This is a genomic window from Streptomyces sp. NPDC041122 (genome assembly GCF_055592445.1).
In genome coordinates this window covers 1161287-1177099 of record NZ_JBVIYQ010000002.1, presented here as the reverse complement: position 1 = coordinate 1177099, position 15813 = coordinate 1161287, and the positions used below count along the sequence as shown (strand labels likewise).

The 15813-nt window shown below is 72.5% G+C and carries 13 protein-coding genes; 7 read left to right on the top strand and 6 right to left on the bottom strand.

The annotated features are described in order from the left end of the window. Nucleotides 1-465 precede the first annotated feature (465 nt). Together mgtA and ACZ6B8_RS11440 are read left to right on the top strand one after the other, a co-directional pair. Nucleotides 466-3201, top strand: coding sequence for a magnesium-translocating P-type ATPase (gene mgtA / locus ACZ6B8_RS11445; RefSeq protein WP_471607067.1), 2736 nt, complete (start codon nucleotides 466-468; stop codon nucleotides 3199-3201). 99 nt (nucleotides 3202-3300) lie between these two features. Next, on the top strand, nucleotides 3301-4518 hold the full coding sequence (locus ACZ6B8_RS11440; protein WP_471607066.1) for a serine hydrolase domain-containing protein: 1218 nt from the start codon (nucleotides 3301-3303) through the stop codon (nucleotides 4516-4518). Between the two features lie 10 nt (nucleotides 4519-4528). Here ACZ6B8_RS11440 and ppk2 read toward each other — a convergent pair whose 3' ends face one another. Beyond that, nucleotides 4529-5488 (bottom strand): polyphosphate kinase 2, encoded by a 960-nt coding sequence (gene ppk2, locus ACZ6B8_RS11435; RefSeq protein ID WP_471607194.1) that lies wholly within the window; start codon nucleotides 5486-5488, stop codon nucleotides 4529-4531. Between the two features lie 213 nt (nucleotides 5489-5701). Here ppk2 and ACZ6B8_RS11430 point away from each other — a divergent pair, with 213 nt between their 5' ends. Continuing rightward, nucleotides 5702-6625 (top strand): NADP-dependent oxidoreductase, encoded by a 924-nt coding sequence (locus tag ACZ6B8_RS11430; protein WP_471607065.1) that lies wholly within the window; start codon nucleotides 5702-5704, stop codon nucleotides 6623-6625. Nucleotides 6626-6877: 252 nt separating this feature from the next. On the opposite strand, the gene ACZ6B8_RS11425 is transcribed toward ACZ6B8_RS11430, so the two are convergent. Further along, nucleotides 6878-7531: a response regulator transcription factor gene (locus ACZ6B8_RS11425; RefSeq protein ID WP_471607064.1), complete on the bottom strand. Its 654-nt coding sequence runs from the start codon at nucleotides 7529-7531 to the stop codon at nucleotides 6878-6880. Next, the gene (locus ACZ6B8_RS11420) at nucleotides 7528-8847 is read right to left on the bottom strand and encodes a sensor histidine kinase (protein WP_471607063.1); all 1320 of its coding nucleotides are present in this window, start codon (nucleotides 8845-8847) and stop codon (nucleotides 7528-7530) included. Before ACZ6B8_RS11420 ends, ACZ6B8_RS11425 begins: the two co-directional genes overlap by 4 nt. A gap of 425 nt (nucleotides 8848-9272) precedes the next feature. Here ACZ6B8_RS11420 and ACZ6B8_RS11415 point away from each other — a divergent pair, with 425 nt between their 5' ends. Then, complete coding sequence (locus tag ACZ6B8_RS11415; RefSeq protein ID WP_471607062.1) at nucleotides 9273-10346, top strand: SDR family NAD(P)-dependent oxidoreductase; 1074 nt, start codon at nucleotides 9273-9275, stop codon at nucleotides 10344-10346. A gap of 172 nt (nucleotides 10347-10518) precedes the next feature. Next, nucleotides 10519-11022, top strand: a complete 504-nt coding sequence (locus tag ACZ6B8_RS11410) for an FBP domain-containing protein (RefSeq protein WP_471607061.1) — start codon at nucleotides 10519-10521, stop codon at nucleotides 11020-11022. A 24-nt stretch (nucleotides 11023-11046) separates the two neighbouring features. On the opposite strand, the gene ACZ6B8_RS11405 is transcribed toward ACZ6B8_RS11410, so the two are convergent. Both ACZ6B8_RS11405 and ACZ6B8_RS11400 read right to left on the bottom strand, forming a co-directional pair. Beyond that, nucleotides 11047-11436 (bottom strand): (2Fe-2S) ferredoxin domain-containing protein, encoded by a 390-nt coding sequence (locus ACZ6B8_RS11405; RefSeq protein WP_471607060.1) that lies wholly within the window; start codon nucleotides 11434-11436, stop codon nucleotides 11047-11049. A gap of 63 nt (nucleotides 11437-11499) precedes the next feature. Beyond that, the gene (locus ACZ6B8_RS11400; RefSeq protein WP_471607059.1) at nucleotides 11500-12840 is read right to left on the bottom strand and encodes a 6-phospho-beta-glucosidase; all 1341 of its coding nucleotides are present in this window, start codon (nucleotides 12838-12840) and stop codon (nucleotides 11500-11502) included. Between the two features lie 141 nt (nucleotides 12841-12981). On the opposite strand from ACZ6B8_RS11400, the gene ACZ6B8_RS11395 reads away from it, so the two are divergent. Continuing rightward, nucleotides 12982-13842 (top strand): hypothetical protein, encoded by an 861-nt coding sequence (locus ACZ6B8_RS11395; RefSeq protein WP_471607058.1) that lies wholly within the window; start codon nucleotides 12982-12984, stop codon nucleotides 13840-13842. A gap of 68 nt (nucleotides 13843-13910) precedes the next feature. Then, a complete protein-coding gene (locus ACZ6B8_RS11390; protein WP_471072767.1) occupies nucleotides 13911-15209 on the top strand; it encodes an MFS transporter in 1299 nt (432 codons plus the stop codon). Here ACZ6B8_RS11390 and ACZ6B8_RS11385 read toward each other — a convergent pair. Then, a complete protein-coding gene (locus tag ACZ6B8_RS11385) occupies nucleotides 15206-15718 on the bottom strand; it encodes a thioesterase family protein (protein ID WP_471073559.1) in 513 nt (170 codons plus the stop codon). The genes ACZ6B8_RS11390 and ACZ6B8_RS11385 overlap by 4 nt on opposite strands. Between the last annotated feature and the right edge of the window lie 95 nt (nucleotides 15719-15813).

The window sequence follows — 15813 nt, the reverse complement described above, 5'->3', positions numbered from 1 at the left end:
GCCCGGACATTCCGGGACCAAGGTCCCATATTTGACAGATCGCACCGCGCGTGTCTGACTTGGCCGTGCGCCGGTCTGTGGCGTGTTCTTCGAGTTCCGCGACGGCAAGGAGGTGTTCGGGATGAGTCCCGAAGGAAGTCCTCGCGTCAGCGGTGCCCTTCGCTGAGGCCGCTCTCCGCCGCCTCTCCTTTCCCCCGCCGCCCCGTCCGGCACGGACGTCGCGGCACCTCGCGCCGTACCGCCATCGCGGCGTTCTTCGCTCGCCGCGCCGACACCTCGGCGCCCCGGGCCGCGCTGACGCCTCGGCAGCTCTCGCGGCACTGACACCGCGAGGGTCACGTCCGCCGCGCCGCCGGCTCTCCGCTCCGGCGCGTTCCGGGCTGCTTTCACAGCACTTTCACACCACATCTACGTCCTCGTGCGCGGCCTCGCTTCGTCGTGTCCGCGCACGGAGGGAGGTCTGCCATGAACAAGCTGATTCCCCGCGTACGCCTGGCCCCGCCAGGCGAGAACCCCACGCCCCGTCCGGCCCCGCGCGCCCGCAGGGCCGCCGAGCTGGACGCCCGCACCCGTGAAGTCGGCGCCAGGCTCGCCGAGTTCAGCGCCCGGCCCGCCCAGGACGTCCTGCGCGACCTCGGCACGTCCACCCGCGGACTGCGTCAGGACCAGGTCCTGGAGCGCGTCGAGCGGTACGGCGAGAACACCGTCGCCCGCGAGCGCGCTCCGCACTGGACCGCGACGCTCGCCAAGTCCTTCCGCAACCCCTTCATCGGCGTGCTCGTCGTGCTCGCCGCGGTCATGTACTGGCAGGACCCGGCCGACCCCGGCGTCTACATCCTCACCTCGATGGTGCTGATCAGCGCGCTCCTGCGGTTCTGGCAGGAGTTCCGCTCGACCCGGTCGGCCGAGGCGCTGCGGGCCCTGGTCACCACCTCCTGCGCGGTCCGGCGGCGCTGGAGCGAGACCGCGGCCACCGAGGAGATCCCGATGGAGCAGGTCGTCCCCGGCGACCTGGTCACGCTGGCCGCCGGCGACCTGGTCCCGGCCGACCTGCGACTCCTCACCGCCAAGGACCTGATGGTCGGTCAGGCTGCGCTGTCCGGCGAGTCGTTGCCGGTGGCCAAGGCCGATACCCGCGCCCACGACCTCGGGCAGCGGTCCACCACGGACCCCGTCGAGGCCGACAACCTCTGTCTGATGGGCACCACGGTGACCTCGGGCACGGCGACCGGCGTGGTCGTGGCGACCGGATCCCGCACGTACTTCGGCTCGATGGCGGGCGCCCTGACCGGCGACCGTCCGCAGACCGCGTTCGACCTCGGCGTGCGCCGGGTCAGCTTCCTGCTGATCCGCTTCATGCTGGTGATGGTCCCCGTCGTCTTCGCGCTCAACGGCCTCACCAAGGGCGACTGGGACCAGGCCCTGCTCTTCTCGGTCTCCGTGGCCGTCGGGCTCACGCCCGAGATGCTGCCGATGGTGGTCTCCGCCAACCTCGCGCGCGGCGCCGTCGCCATGTCGAGGCGCCAGGTCGTCGTCAAGCGGCTCAACGCGATCCAGAACCTCGGCGCGATGGACGTGCTGTGCACCGACAAGACGGGCACCCTCACCGAGGACCGCGTCGTCCTGGACCGCTTCCTCGGCACGCGCGGCGAGGAGAACCGCGAGGTCCTCGAATACGCCTACCTCAACGCCCACTTCCAGACCGGTCTGCGCAACCTCATGGACCGGGCGGTCATCGACCGGGTGGACGAGGCCGAGGAGGTCGTCGTCGACCACCTCTTCACCCTGGTCGACGAGATCCCCTTCGACTTCGCCCGGCGCCGGATGTCCGTGGTGCTGCGCCGCAACGAGCTCGCCGGGCCCGTCGCCGAGCACACGCTCATCACCAAGGGCGCCGTCGAGGAGGTCCTCGACCGGTGCGGCCACCTGATGGACCGGGGCGAGCGCGTCGAGCTCACCGACGAGCTGCGTGACCGGGTGGCGCGCCTGGGCGAGCGGCACAACCGGGCGGGCCTGCGGGTCCTCGCGGTGGCGACCCGGACGTTCCCCCTCACCCCCGGCGCACCGGAGCGCCGCACCTACTCCGTGGCCGACGAGACGGAGCTGACGCTGGTCGGCTTCCTCGCCTTCCTCGACCCGCCGAAGCGGGACGCGGCCGACGCCCTGCGCGCGCTCGCCGGGAACGGCGTCGCCGTCAAGGTCGTCACCGGCGACAACGAACTCGTCGCCGCGCGCGTCTGCGCAGACGTGGGCCTGGACGCCGGGGAGCTGATCACCGGCGCGACCGTCGACCTCGTCGACGACGCGGAGCTGGCCCGACTGGCCCGTACGACAACGGTGTTCGCGAAGGTCAACCCGGTCCAGAAGGCGCGGATCGTGCGCGCCCTGAAGGCCGGCGGCCACACGGTCGGCTTCCTCGGGGACGGCATCAACGACGCGGCGGCGCTGCGCGAGGCGGACGTGGGCGTCTCCGTCGACACGGCCGTCGACATCGCCAAGGAGTCCGCGGACATCATCCTCCTGAAGAAGGACCTGATGGTCCTGGAGCAGGGTGTGCTGACGGGGCGTCAGACCTTCGGCAACACCGTCAAGTACATCAAGATGACGGCGTCGTCGAACTTCGGCAACGTCTTCTCGGTCCTGGTGGCCTCGGCGTTCATCCCCTTCCAGCCGATGCTCGCCATCCACCTCCTGGTGCAGAACCTCTGCTACGACATCAGCCAGCTGGCGATCCCCTGGGACCGCATGGACGAGGAGTACCTGAAGAAGCCGCGCACCTGGGACGCCCGGGGCATCGGCCGCTTCATGGTCCGGATCGGGCCGATCAGCTCGCTCTTCGACATCACCACCTTCCTGGTCCTGTGGCACGTCTTCCACGCCGACACCCCCGCGGAGCAGACCCTGTTCCAGACGGGCTGGTTCGTGGAGGGACTGCTCTCGCAGACCCTCGTCGTGCACATGATCCGCACCCGGAAGATCCCGTTCATCCAGTCGCGGGCCTCGGTGCCGGTGCTGGTGATGACGGGAGCGGTGATGGTGTTCGGCCTCTGGCTGCCGTTCTCGCCGCTGGCCGCGGCGCTGTCGATGGAGCCGCTGCCGATGAGCTACTTCCCGTGGCTGTTCGGCACGCTGCTCGCGTACTGCGCGCTCACCCAGGCCGTGAAGGGCTGGTACATCCGGCGGTATCACGGCTGGCTGTAGCGGGCGTGGGGCGGCCGGGCCCCTTGCAAAGGTAGGTGCCGTGGGCAACCATGCGCGGAGGTGGGTCACCACCCTCCCCTTCCGCCCCCGAGGAGAGTCATGACTGTGCGCGTCCACGGCACCTGCGCCCCCGGATTCGAGGGCGTGCGCGAGGAGTTCGAGCGGAGCTTCGCCGAGCGGGACGAGCTCGGCGCGGCCGTCGCGGCCACGCTCGGCGGCGAGGCCGTCGTCGACCTGTGGGGCGGCGACGCGGACCGCTCCGGCACCCGCCGCTGGGAGCGGGACACGCTGGTCAACGTCTACTCCACGACCAAGGGCATGACCGCGCTCTGCGCCCATCTGCTGGCCGACCGGGGCGAGTTGGACCTGGACGCGCCGGTCGCGCGGTACTGGCCGCAATTCGCGCAGGCGGGCAAGGGCGACATCCCGGTGCGCTGGCTGCTGAGCCACCGGGCCGGTCTGATCGCGCCGGGCGAGCCGCTGGCGCCGGGCGCGGCGTACGACTGGGAGAAGGTGACCGAGGCGCTGGCGGCGACGGCGCCCTGGTGGCGGCCGGGCACGGCGCAGGGCTACCACGCGGTGACCTTCGGCTTCCTCGTCGGCGAGGTGGTCCGCCGGGTCAGCGGGCTCTCGCTCGGGGAGTTCCTGCGCGCCGAGGTGACCGGGCCGCTGGGCGCCGACGTCCACGTGGGCACGCCGGAGAGCGAGCACGGGCGGTGTGCGGACCTGGCACCGCCCGTCTCCGCCACCGGCGGGCCGGGGGCGGCCCGCAGCACGTTCGGGGACGCGCCGAAGCCCCCGGTCGGCGGCCTGAGCGCACACCCGATGGCCCCGGTCACGCTGGCCCTGCACTACGTGCCGCTCGGCGACGTGAACAGCGCGGCCTACCGCAGCGCGGAGCTCCCCGCCGCCAACGGCCACGCCACCGCGCGCGGTCTTGCCGCGGTCTACGCCGAGCTGGCCTGCGGGCGGCTCCTCTCCCCCGGCGCGCTGGAGCGGCTGCGCACCCGGCAGAGCGAGGAGGACGAGCCGGACCTGGTGCTGCGGGCGGGCACGCCGCTCGCCGAGACCTGGCCGTGGGGGCTCGGCTACATGCTCAACCAGTACGGGCAGGCCGGCCCCAACCCGCGGGCGTTCGGGCACGGCGGCATGGGCGGGTCGTACGCCTTCGCCGACCCGGAGAACGGCGTCTCGTACGCGTACACGATGAACCGGATGGGCGCCGGGACGTCGGGCGAGGATCTGCGCAGCGTCCACCTGGTCGGAGCGCTGTACCGGGCGCTGCGGGAGCAGGGCGCGGTCCCGGAACAGCCGTGACGCGCCCGCGTCAGCCGCGCGGGTGCTCTCCCGGCCCCCGGCCGTGGTCGGCGAGCTTGCTCGGCGACAGGTCCGTGGGGTCCTCGCCCGGCTCCAGGAGCGTGTTGGCGGCGCCGATGATCAACGGGTCCGCCTTGCCCACCGCTTCGGCGTCCTTGGCCTCGTAGTCGACCTGGAGCAGCAGGTGGCGCATGGCCTCGAGACGGCCGCGCCGCTTGTCGTTGGTCTTCACGACGGTCCAGGGGGCGTACGGGGTGTCCGTGGCGCGGAACATCTCCACCTTCGCGTACGTGTAGGCGTCCCACAGGTCGAGCGAGGCGATGTCGGTGGAGGACAGTTTCCACTGGCGGACCGGGTCGACCTGGCGGATCGCGAAGCGGGTGCGCTGCTCGGCCCGGGAGACGGAGAACCAGAACTTGATGAGCAGGATGCCGTCATCGGTGATCATCTTCTCGAAGAGCGGCGCCTGCTCCAGGAAGTGCTGGTGCTGGCGCGGGGTGCAGAAGCCCATCACCGGCTCGACGCCGGCGCGGTTGTACCAGGACCGGTCGAAGAAGACGATCTCGCCCGCCGACGGCAACTGGGCCACGTACCGCTGGAAGTACCACTGGCCCGCCTCCTGCTCGTTCGGCTTGTCCAGCGCCACGGTGCGCGCGCCGCGCGGGTTGAGGCGCTCGGTGAACCGCTTGATGGTGCCGCCCTTGCCGGCCGCGTCCCGCCCCTCGCACAGCACGACGACGCGCCGCCCCTGGTCGCGGACGGTCTTCTGCAGCTTCAGGAGCTCGATCTGCAGGATCCGCTTCTGCCGCTCGTACGTGGACCGGCTCAGCTTCGAGGCGTACGGATAGTTCTCCCGCCAGGTCCGCAGGGGCCGCCCCTCCTCGTCGAGGAGCACTGGGCGCTCCGGCCGGGAGTCGTCCACCGACAGCCCTGCCAGCAGGTCGTCCTCGTTCCCGTCGCTCGGCACCACCGCGCAGCCCTCTCCTTCGCCCGTCGTCTCTTCCGTCAGCTTGCCCCGGAGATCGCGGGTCAGCACCTGTGGTCCGTACGGAAGCCACAGACATCGTTCGTCACGGCCTTGTGAACACCGCGTGGGCCCGGGAACAGCAGGGCGATCTTGACCGTCGTCCCCTATGGAAGGCCACAGTCGACGGAAGGTCGACCTGAGCGAGGGAGCGGCCAGATGCCGAAGGCGTACGTATTCACCGAACACGGCGGTCCGGAGGTCGAGGCCTTACTCGACCTGGCGAAGCCCGAGCCGGGCCCGGGGCAGCTGCTCGTCGCGGTCCGTGCGGCCGGGGTCAATCCGGTCGACTGGAAGCTGCGCGCGGGCAAGCGCCGGCCCGGTCAGGCGCCCCTGGCCGGCCACGAGGTGCTCGGCAGCGAGATCGCCGGTGTCGTGGAGCGGGTCGGGCCCGGCGTGACGGGGTTCGCGGCCGGGGACGCGGTCTTCGGCAACCCGGTGACCGGCGGGTACGCGGAGTTCACGCTGCTCCCGGCCGACATCGCCGCGCACAAGCCGGACGCCCTCTCCTACCCGGACGCGGCGGTGCTGCCGGTCGCGGCGGCGACGGCGTACGACGGGCTGCGCCAGCTCGGCCTGCCCGCCGGGGCGACGCTGCTCATCACCGGGGCGGGCGGCGGGGTCGGCGTGGCCGCGACGCAGCTGGCCCGGCATTTCGGGCTCCACGTGGTGGGCACGGCGAGCGCCGGAAAGAAGGAGTTCGTCGAGTCGCAGGGCGCCTTCCACGTGCCGCCCGGCCCCCGCCTCGCCGAGCGCGTCCGGGAGGCGGCGCCGGAGCACCGTATCGACGCGGTCTTCGACCTGGTCGGGGGCGCGGACCTGGTGGAGGTCGCGGAACTCCTGACCGACCGCGGGAAGCTGATCACGGCGGCGGCCAAGGAGACCGTGGCCGAACTGGGCGGCGCCCCGGTCGCCCGGGCCCGCACGTCGGCGGTCCTCGACGAGGTGGCGCTCCTTGCCGCGGCGGGCGTGCTGCGTCCGCACGTGACGGCGACGTACCCGCTGGACCGCGCGGACGAGGCGCTCCGCGCGGTGGAGAGCGGTCACGTCCGCGGGAAGGTCGTGATCGAGGTGAAGGGGTGAGAGTGAGAGTGGGAGTGAGACCTTGCCTAGGTGGACGGGCGGGATCTTCCGGCCCCTCGGCGCCGGAAGCCGGGGCGATCCGCGTCCCTCGCGCGCCGCGTTCCCCAGCGGCCCCGGGCATGGATCTCCGACCGGCCCGCCCTCTTCTCACCGTCGCCCCTGACGGCGGCCCCCACGGGGTGGGAGGTGGCGTTCGTGGCGCCCGGCGTGCAGCACGTGGACGGCAGGGACGACGCGTCTCGCTCTCGTCGGTCAGTCGGGGGTGACACCGGCCAGGACGGCCAGGACCGCCAGGCGGATGCGGTTGTCCCGGCCCGTCTTCGTCATCAGGCTCGCCACATGCGTCTTGACCGTGGTCACGCCCAGGTGCAGCCGGTCGGCGATCTCCGGATTGGACAGGCCCGCACCGAGAAGACCGAGGACCTCCCGTTCCCGGGGCGTGATGGCCGGCACCGGGGCCGGCGCGTCACCCCCGGCGGCCGAACGCGTGTGGAGCGCCTGGGCCACGAGGCGGTCCAGGGCGGCCCCGCTGAAGGGGGAACCGCCGGTCGCGGCGCGGCGGACGGCGTCGAGGAGTTCGGGGGGCGGGGCCTCCTTGACGAGGAACCCGCAGGCTCCGGCTTCGAGTGCCGGGTAGAGGTGATCGTCGTCGTCGAACGTGGTGAGGGCGACGATGCGCGTGGCGGGGCGGGCGGCCAGGATGCGGCGAGTGGCCGTGATGCCGTCCACGCCCGGCATTCTGAGGTCCATCAGGACGACGTCGGGGCCGAGGCGCTCCGCGCTTCGTACGGCGTCCGCGCCGTTGTCCGCCTCCCCCAGGATCTCGATGTCCGCGGCCTGGTCGAAGAGCATGCGCAGCCCCATGCGGACGAGCGGCTGGTCGTCGACGACGAGAACGCGAATCATGTGTGTACCTCCAACACGCTCGCGGAGAGCGGCAGTTCGGCTGTCAGGCGCCAGCCCTGCCCCTCGGGCCCGGCGTCCAGACGACCGCCGAGCAGGTCCACGCGTTCGCGCATGCCGGTGAGGCCGTGCCCGGCGGGGTCCTCGGCCGGCCCCTGGGTCCGTGCGTGGCCGCCGCCGTCCTGGAGCGTCACGTGTACGGCCCCGTCGGTCACTCGTACCGTCAGTTCGGCGGACGCCCCGGGGCCAGCGTGTTTGGCCGAGTTGGCCAGGCCTTCCTGGACCAGGCGCAGCACCGCGAGGCCACGGACCGCGTCGAGCAGCGCGACGGCGGGGTCCACCGAGGCGGCGACGGTGAGGCCGGTCCGCCGACTGCGCTCGACGACCGCGTCCAGGGCGGCCGGCAGCGCTCCCGGCGTGACCAAGGAGGAGGCGTCCACGCCCGCGGCGTCCGGGGCGCGCAACACGGCCACCAGCCGGCGCAGGTCGGCCAGTGCCGCGCTGCCGGTGGCGTGCAGGTCGTCCAGGACGCCGGTGAGCCGAGGGTCGATGCCGGGGGCGGGGTCGGCGCCGCCGGCAGCTGCGGGGCCCGCACCTCCCGCACCTCCCGTGGGACCCGCAGCTCTCATGGAACCCGCAGCTCCCGTCGGACCCGCACCGCTCGTGGCTCCCGTGGCTCCCGCTGTAGTGATGACGTGCCGGGCGACGCCGACGCGCAGCACCATGGACGACACGTGGTGGGCCACCAGATCGTGCAACTCCCGTGCAATAGCGGTTCGTTCAGCCACGTTCGCGGCCACCAACCGCTGCTCCGCCTGGAGTTCCTGCTGGCGCACGCGTTCCCGGGCGTGCGCTGCCGCGTCGCGGGTCGCCCGCACATAGGCACCCAGGAGCAGAGGGACCCCCGCTACGACGCCCATCTTGTACAGCACCTCCGGGAGTTCGCCGGGCAGATCCGCCACCCGGTTGGCCAGGACGGCGAACGCCAGCGCTCCGGCCCCGGCCAAGGGGCGCCGCCCGGACTCCCGTACCGCGAGTTCGAAGAGCGTGAGAGCCGCCAGCACCTTCACCGAGGCGACGGGACCCGCGCCCAGCGCATGGGCGACGACGAGCAGAGCCGACTCGGCGAGGAGCGCGCCGAACACCCACCGGGCGGTGGCCAGGCACAGCACGCCCGCGGCAGCTGCCACCCCCCAGTCCCGCGGACCGGCGGGCCTCTGCACCCAGAGGAGGTCACCGGCCAGGACTCCGGTGAGCAGCAGGGCCCGCAGGAGGGCGAATCGCCCGTCGAAAGCCAGCTCGATCCGTGGTCGGTTCACGCGGACCAGGTTAAGAGGTTGCTTCCGCCCGTGCAGGGGCAGGTCGGAGCCGTCCAGGCAGCGGCCACGGCAACGATTCGCCGAACCGAGCCGAAATCGCTGCAGCGGGAGGAGAGTTCGGGGTCGAATACTGGCGTGCCTCCGTCTCCTGCCCGTCACCCACGGCTACGTCACAGCACCCGCCTCCTCCGTCCGGACCCTCTCACTGAGGGGCGCGGTCCTGGGCGGGCGGACCTGAGGGGGGCGGACCTGCGCCGCACGTGGAGCTGACGAAGCGACAGGTTGACTCGGCCCGTATCAACAGCAGGACACAGCTGATGGATGTCGGGTCCTGCCGTGGGAGGAGGGCGCCTCCTCCCACCAGCCACTCTGTGCGGCCCACCGGTGGAGTCGCGCACCCGCCTCGGACTGCCAACGTGACCGGCATGAACTCCAACCCGATCTTCACCTCCCACCCGAGCACGGGCACCGGCCCGGATGCCGCAGCGGACACCGGCACGGACACCCGTGCGGAAGCCGACGAGCACTCGGACACGCCTCCGAAGGAGGAGACCGCTCAGCCTGCGGGCATGAGGCGCCGGGCCCTCGTCGGTGGCGCGGCCGTGCTCGGTGTGGCGGGCGCCGCCCTGGGAAGCACCACCGCCCGGGCCAGCGCACGGGCCGACGCACGGCCCGCCTCCCGGACCACGCCCCGGCGCGGCACCGGCCGCTTCCAGGGAAAATCCGTGCTCATCACCGGGGCCACCTCCGGCATCGGGGAGGCGGCCGCCGTGGCCTTCGCGGCGGCCGGAGCCCACGTCGGATTCTGCGGCAGGCGTGCCGAGTCGGGGCGCCAGGTCGAGCGGCGGATCCGCGACGCGGGCGGCGAAGCGACGTACATACAGGCCGATGTCCGCGTGGCGGCGCAGGTCCAGAAGTTCGTGGACCGGGTGGCCGGCCGCTACGGCGGCATCGACATAGCCTTCAACAACGCCGGGATCGGCAGCGCCAAGCTCCCCCATGAGCTGAGCGTCGAGGAATGGGACGACGTCCAGGACACCAACGCCCGCGGTACGTTCCTCGCGCTCAAGTACGAGATCCCGCACATGCTCGCGGCGGGGCGCGGCGTCATCATCTGCACCTCCTCGTCGGCGGCCGAGCAGGCCAGGCCGAACGGCGCCGCGTACACCGCGAGCAAGCGGGCCGTCCAGGGCATCGTGAAGGCGGCGGCGCTCGCGTACGGCCCCAAGGGGATCAGGGTCAACGCCCTCCTGCCGGGCACCACCGACACCGCCTTCGTCCGTCCGCCGGGCATCCCGGACGCGGACTGGGCCGCGTACAAGAAGGCGTTCGGGCCGCTCAACGTCGACGGTCTGGAGCGTATGGCCGAGGCCGCGGAGATCGCGAGCGCGGTGCTCGGGCTCGCCTCGGACGACTTCCCCTATATGACGGGCGCGTCCGTCGCCGTGGACGGGGGCAGCACCGCGGGCCGGAAGATGATCCGGCCGGGCGGCGCCTGACCGGCCGGGCGGCACGCCCCGCCGAAGGCGCGTACGGCGTCCCGCGGCACGCGTCCGGCATCCCGCGCCCGGTGTCCGGTGTCCGGTGTCCGGTGTCCGGTGTCCGGTGTCCGGTGTCCGGTGGAAGAAATTGACACGACGCCGCGCGCACCCCGTTGATACCTTCCGGATCATGCAGCCCGTCAGTGAGAACGAGATCCGTACGTCCTTCGTGAACTGTTCCAAGGGCGAGGCGCGCAGACTGGCTCTCCCCGCGGGCTTCGCCGAGACCTCCTGGTCCGACCTGGACTTCCTCGGGTGGCGCGACCCCAAGGCGCCGGACCGCGGCTACGTGGTGACCTGGCGGGACGGCGAGCCCGTGGGCATCGCCCTGCGCGCCTCGACCGGCGTGCGCAAGAGCCTGTCCAAGTCCAGCATCTGCTCGGTCTGCGTCACCCCGCAGTCCGGCTCCGGCATCACCCTGCTCGTCGCCCCGAAGGCGGGCGCGGCGGGCCGTCAGGGCAACTCGGTGGGGCTGTACGTGTGCGCGGACCTGGCCTGCTCCCTGTACGTACGGGGGAAGAAGACCTCGGCGATGGCCCGCCGCCTGGAGGAGAGCCTGACCCTGGAGGAGCAGAACGCCAGGACCGTGCGGAACCTGCACGGCTTCCTGGACCAGGTCATCGCGGAGGGCTGAGGCCCGTCCGGTGGTGGACCGGCTCTACACCGCCCGGGGATCCACCAGCTGGAGCGCCAGCGTGGCCGACGGTTCGGCCACGCCGGGGCCGCCCGCCTCGGCCCAGGCGAGTATCTCGTCGATGGACTCGTCGTCCATGGCGAAGCCGACCCAGGAGGCCCGGCCGCCCTTCCTGCGCCCCTCCGGCGAGGGCTGGACGACGACGATGTTCGCCTGGCCGCACGGCCCGAGGCAGTCGCTCGTGCGGACCGCGAACCGGCCGCGCGAGGCCGCCGCGGCGGCCCGCAGCCGCTCCAGCTGCCAGGCGTGGTCGACGCCGGGGTGCTTGCGCGCGTCGCCGCAGCAGCACCCCCGGCACACGACGAGTGTGCAGGGGCGGCGGGCGGCGGCACCGATGGAGACGACGGGACTCATGTCGTGATCATCTCAGGTGCGGGAGACGGTCTGTCCATCGCGGGTGGCAGAGGGGCTGCGTGATCACCGCAGGTACGCGAGACCCGGATGCGCACCCCGGTACCCCTCCACGAGCCGCCGCGCCACCGACACCGAGTCGACCAGCGGATGCAGCGCGAACGCCTTGACCGCGGTGGCCGACGAGCTGCTCTCGGCGGCGGCGAGCACCTCGCGCTCGACGGCCTTGACCGAGCAGACGAGGCCGGTGGCGTGACCGGGCAGCGGGGCCACCGACATCGGGTGGGCGCCGTTGGCGTCGACGGAGCACGGCACCTCGATGACCGCGTCCGCGTCCAGGGCGGCGAGGGTCGTGCTGTTGCGGACGTTGAGGATCAGCGTGGCCCGCTCGTCGCGCGCGATGGCCCGCATCAGGGCGAGGGCCACCTTCTCGTACCCGCCGGACTCCAGGTCCTCCTCGGTCCGCTCCCCCACGCCGGCCGCTTCCCTGTTCTCCGCCATGTACGCCGCCTCGCGCTCGGCGAGGGTGTCGTTCCACGCCTGGAGGGCGGGGGTGCCGGGATGGCGCATGCCGTCGTAGAAGCGGGCCTGCTGGTGGTGGAGGAAGGCGCCGCGGGTCCGTTCGGCCCGCTGGTAGGCGCGGACGGTGTCGCGGTTGAAGTAGTAGTAGTGCAGGTATTCGTTGGGGATCGCGCCGAGCGACTGGAGCCACTCGGCGCCGAAGAGCCTGCCCTGCTCGAAGGAGACGAGGAGCCCGGGGTCGGCCAGCAGCCGCGGCAGTTCGTCGCGGCCCGCGATGTGCAGGCCGCGCAGCCAGCCGAGGTGGTTGAGGCCCACGTAGTCGATGAAGGCCTCGTCGGGGTTGCCGCCGAGGACCTGCGCGACCCGGCGGCCGAGCCCCACCGGCGAGTCGCAGATGCCGATGACGCGGTCGCCGAGGTGACGGGACATCGCCTCGGTCACCAGTCCCGCGGGGTTGGTGAAGTTGATGACCCACGCGCCCGGCGCGAGCCGTGCGACGCGCCGCGCGATGTCCACGGCGACAGGCACCGTCCGCAGCCCGTACGCGATGCCGCCCGCGCCGACCGTCTCCTGCCCGAGGACGCCCTCGGCGAGGGCCACGCGCTCGTCGGCGGCGCGCCCCTCCAGGCCGCCGACGCGGATCGCGGAGAACACGAAGTCGGCGCCGCGCAGCGCCTCGTCGAGGTCGGTGGTCGCGGTGACGGAAGGCGCGTCGGGCACGCCGTCGGCCTGCTCGGCGAGGACCCGGGCGATGGCGTCGAGGCGGGCCGCGTCCAGGTCGTGCAGGACGACGTCGGTGACGCGGCCCTCGGCGCGGTCGCCGAGAAGGGCCCCGTACACGAGGGGCACACGGAATCCGCCGCCGCCGAGAATTGCCAGCTTCACGTCTGAACCGCCTTCTGTCGTACCGGTGTCGCCGGGGTTCACGTTACGTACTGCGCCTGGCTTCCCGTTACGCGCGTCGCCGGGACGCGGGTTACGTACGATGACGCGGCAGCGTTCCGACCCCCACGGAGGTAGCGCCCGATGACCGTCTGGAAGACATCCACCGCCCTGTTCGGCGCCGTCACGCTGGCGGTGATGACCGGCGGGGCCGCCTCGGCCGCGCCCGCCGCGCCCGGCGGCTGGCAGGAGTCCGGCACCTCGTACGTCAACTCCCTCACCGGCAGCCAGGGCCTGGCGAGCCGCGCGGACGGCAGCATCCTCTACCGCGGCCTCGGCTCCATACCGCTGGACCTGCGCATCAAGGGCTGGGGCCACATAGGCGACCCGGACGTCGCGGACGGCCACACCTTCGACGCCTACCAGGGCGGCGACACCGCGCAGTCCAAGATGTACGCGGTCACCACGCCCGCCGGGAAGCGCTACCTCTACGAGCACAAGCTCGACCCCGGCGAGAAGCTCAACAACTCCTTCGCGGCCGTCTCGCCCGACCACCAGTGGCTGGTGTCCGGCGAATGGGGCGACCAGAACCGCCTCCAGGTCTTCCCCGCCCCGCTCCTCAACGCCTCGACCCCGCCTACCGGCGGCGCGCTGCCGCAGGCCGGACAGATCTCGCTGGACAAGCCGGTGCGCGACATCCAGGGCTGTGATTTCGCCACCGAGACCCGTCTGCTGTGCGCCTCCAACGACGCGTCCAAGGAACTGTTCCCCGAGGACCGCCCGGTCCTCCAGGTCGACTTGGCGCGACCGCTCGACGGCGAGCCCGTGACCGGCCACGTCAGCAGCCTCTTCGCCGCGCCGCAGCGCAGCATCTGCTCGGGCACCTTCGAGACCGAGGGCATCGACTACGACGCCGCGCGCCGCAGCCTGCGCGTCCAGGTGGTGCCGCCGGCGCCGTGTCTGGTGACGACGGCGGTGCACGCGTACCGGCCGACGACCGGCTGAGGCGCACGCCCCGTCCGCCTTTCGGACAGCACGTGTGGGGCGCCGCACCGGAGGGGAGGGTCGTGATCATGACACAGTACGACCAGCAGGTGGCCGACACCGTCCGCTCCCCCGCGCGGCGCCCGATCCGGCAGTTGCTCGCCGCGTCGGTCGGCAACGCCGTGGAGTGGTACGACTGGTACGCGTACACCTTCCTCGCCACGTACATCGCCGACCAGGTCTTCCCCAAGGGGTCCGGCAACTCCCTCGTCCCGCTGCTCTCCACCTTCGCCGTCTTCGCGGTGGGCTTCTTCATGCGGCCCGTCGGCGGGCTGCTCATGGGCGCGGTCGCCGACCGGCGGGGCCGGCGCGCCGCGCTGACCGTCACGATCCTGCTCATGGGCGGCAGCAGCCTGCTGGTCGCCCTGACGCCCACGTACGCGTCCGTCGGGGTGCTCGCGCCGGTCGTGCTGGTGCTCGCCCGGCTGCTCCAAGGGCTGTCCGTGGGAGGTGAGTTCGCCGCGTCGACGACGTTCCTCGTGGAGTCGGCGGGTCCCGGCCGGCGCGGGCTCTTCTCCAGTTTCCAGTACGTCTCCACCAGTGCGGGCCAGCTCGCCGCGTCGGGTGTCGCGGCCCTGCTCGTCGCCACGCTCTCCGAGGGGCGGATGGACGGCTGGGGCTGGCGGGTGCCGTTCGTGCTCGGGGCGCTGCTGAGCCTGGTCGGGTTCTGGATCAGGCAGGGCGCGCACGAGACGCGCCGGGTGCCCGTCGAGCGGGGCGAGCGGCCGGGCCTGTTCGACGCGCTGCGGCACCACCCGCGCCAGTCGCTGCTGATCTGCGGCATCACGGCGGGCGGCACGCTCGCCTACTACACCTGGACGTCGTACCTGCCGACGTACGCCGAGCTGAACACCGACATCAGCAAGGGCCAGGCGCTCCTCGCCGGCACCCTCTCGCTGGCGTTCTTCGCGCTGCTCCAGCCGGTCGGCGGACTGCTCTCGGACCGGTTCGGCCGCCGTCCGCTCCTGCTCTTCTTCGGCATCGGCTTCGCCGTCCTGAGCGTGCCGCTGCTCAAGTCCCTCACCGGGTCGTTCGGTTCACTGCTGTTCGTGCAGTGCGCGGGCATGGTGCTGCTGACGGGCTTCACGTCGATCTCGGCGGCGGTGAACGCGGAGGTGTTCCCCGCGCGGGTACGGGCCGCCGGGATCGGCTTCCCGTACTCGCTGACGGTCGCGCTGTTCGGCGGCACGGCCCCGTACATGGGCACCCTGTTCAAGCAGATCGGCTCTCCCGGGCTCTTTCCCGTGTACGTGGCCGTGCTGTGCGTCGTCTCCTCCGCGGTGTACCTGCGGTTGCCGGAGACGGCGCACCGGGAGCTGGACCGTTAGGCCGCGACCCTCGGCACCTCCGTGATCGCGCGGCCCGCCCACGCGGGGGCCGGTTCCGTGAGGGCCGCGAGGCGTTCGCGGATCGGGTCCGGGAAGGGCGTCGCGCGGCCCGCGTTCTGGTCGACGTGGAGCGCGAGCAACTCCGTCGTCGCCACGGGGGCCGTGTCCGGGGCCGGTTCGGTGCCCTCGTCCTCGACCACGTACATCTCGTGGGTGAACCGGGCCTTCTTGGCGTCGGTGCCCAACAGGCGGGTGCGGACGGCGAGGTGGGCGCCCTCGGGGACGTCGTCGAGGTACCGGACGTGGGCCTCGACCGTGTAGAGGGAGCAGCCGGTGGACTCGCGGTAACCGGCGTGCAGGCCCGTCTCGATCATCATGGCGTCGGTCGCGTACCCGAAGACGAGGACGTAGAAGGCCTCGCTCATATGGCCGTTGTAGTCGATCCACTCGGGCCGGACGGTCCGGTGGAACAGGGGCAGCGGATTGCTCGCGGGGAGGGCCTCGGCCACGAGCAGCGGCTCGCTCGTCGGCAGGGGCTGGTTCAGGGGCCGGGCCTCGTTCGCGGGCAGGGGCTCGTTCGCGGGGGCGGGCTCGTTCGCGGGGG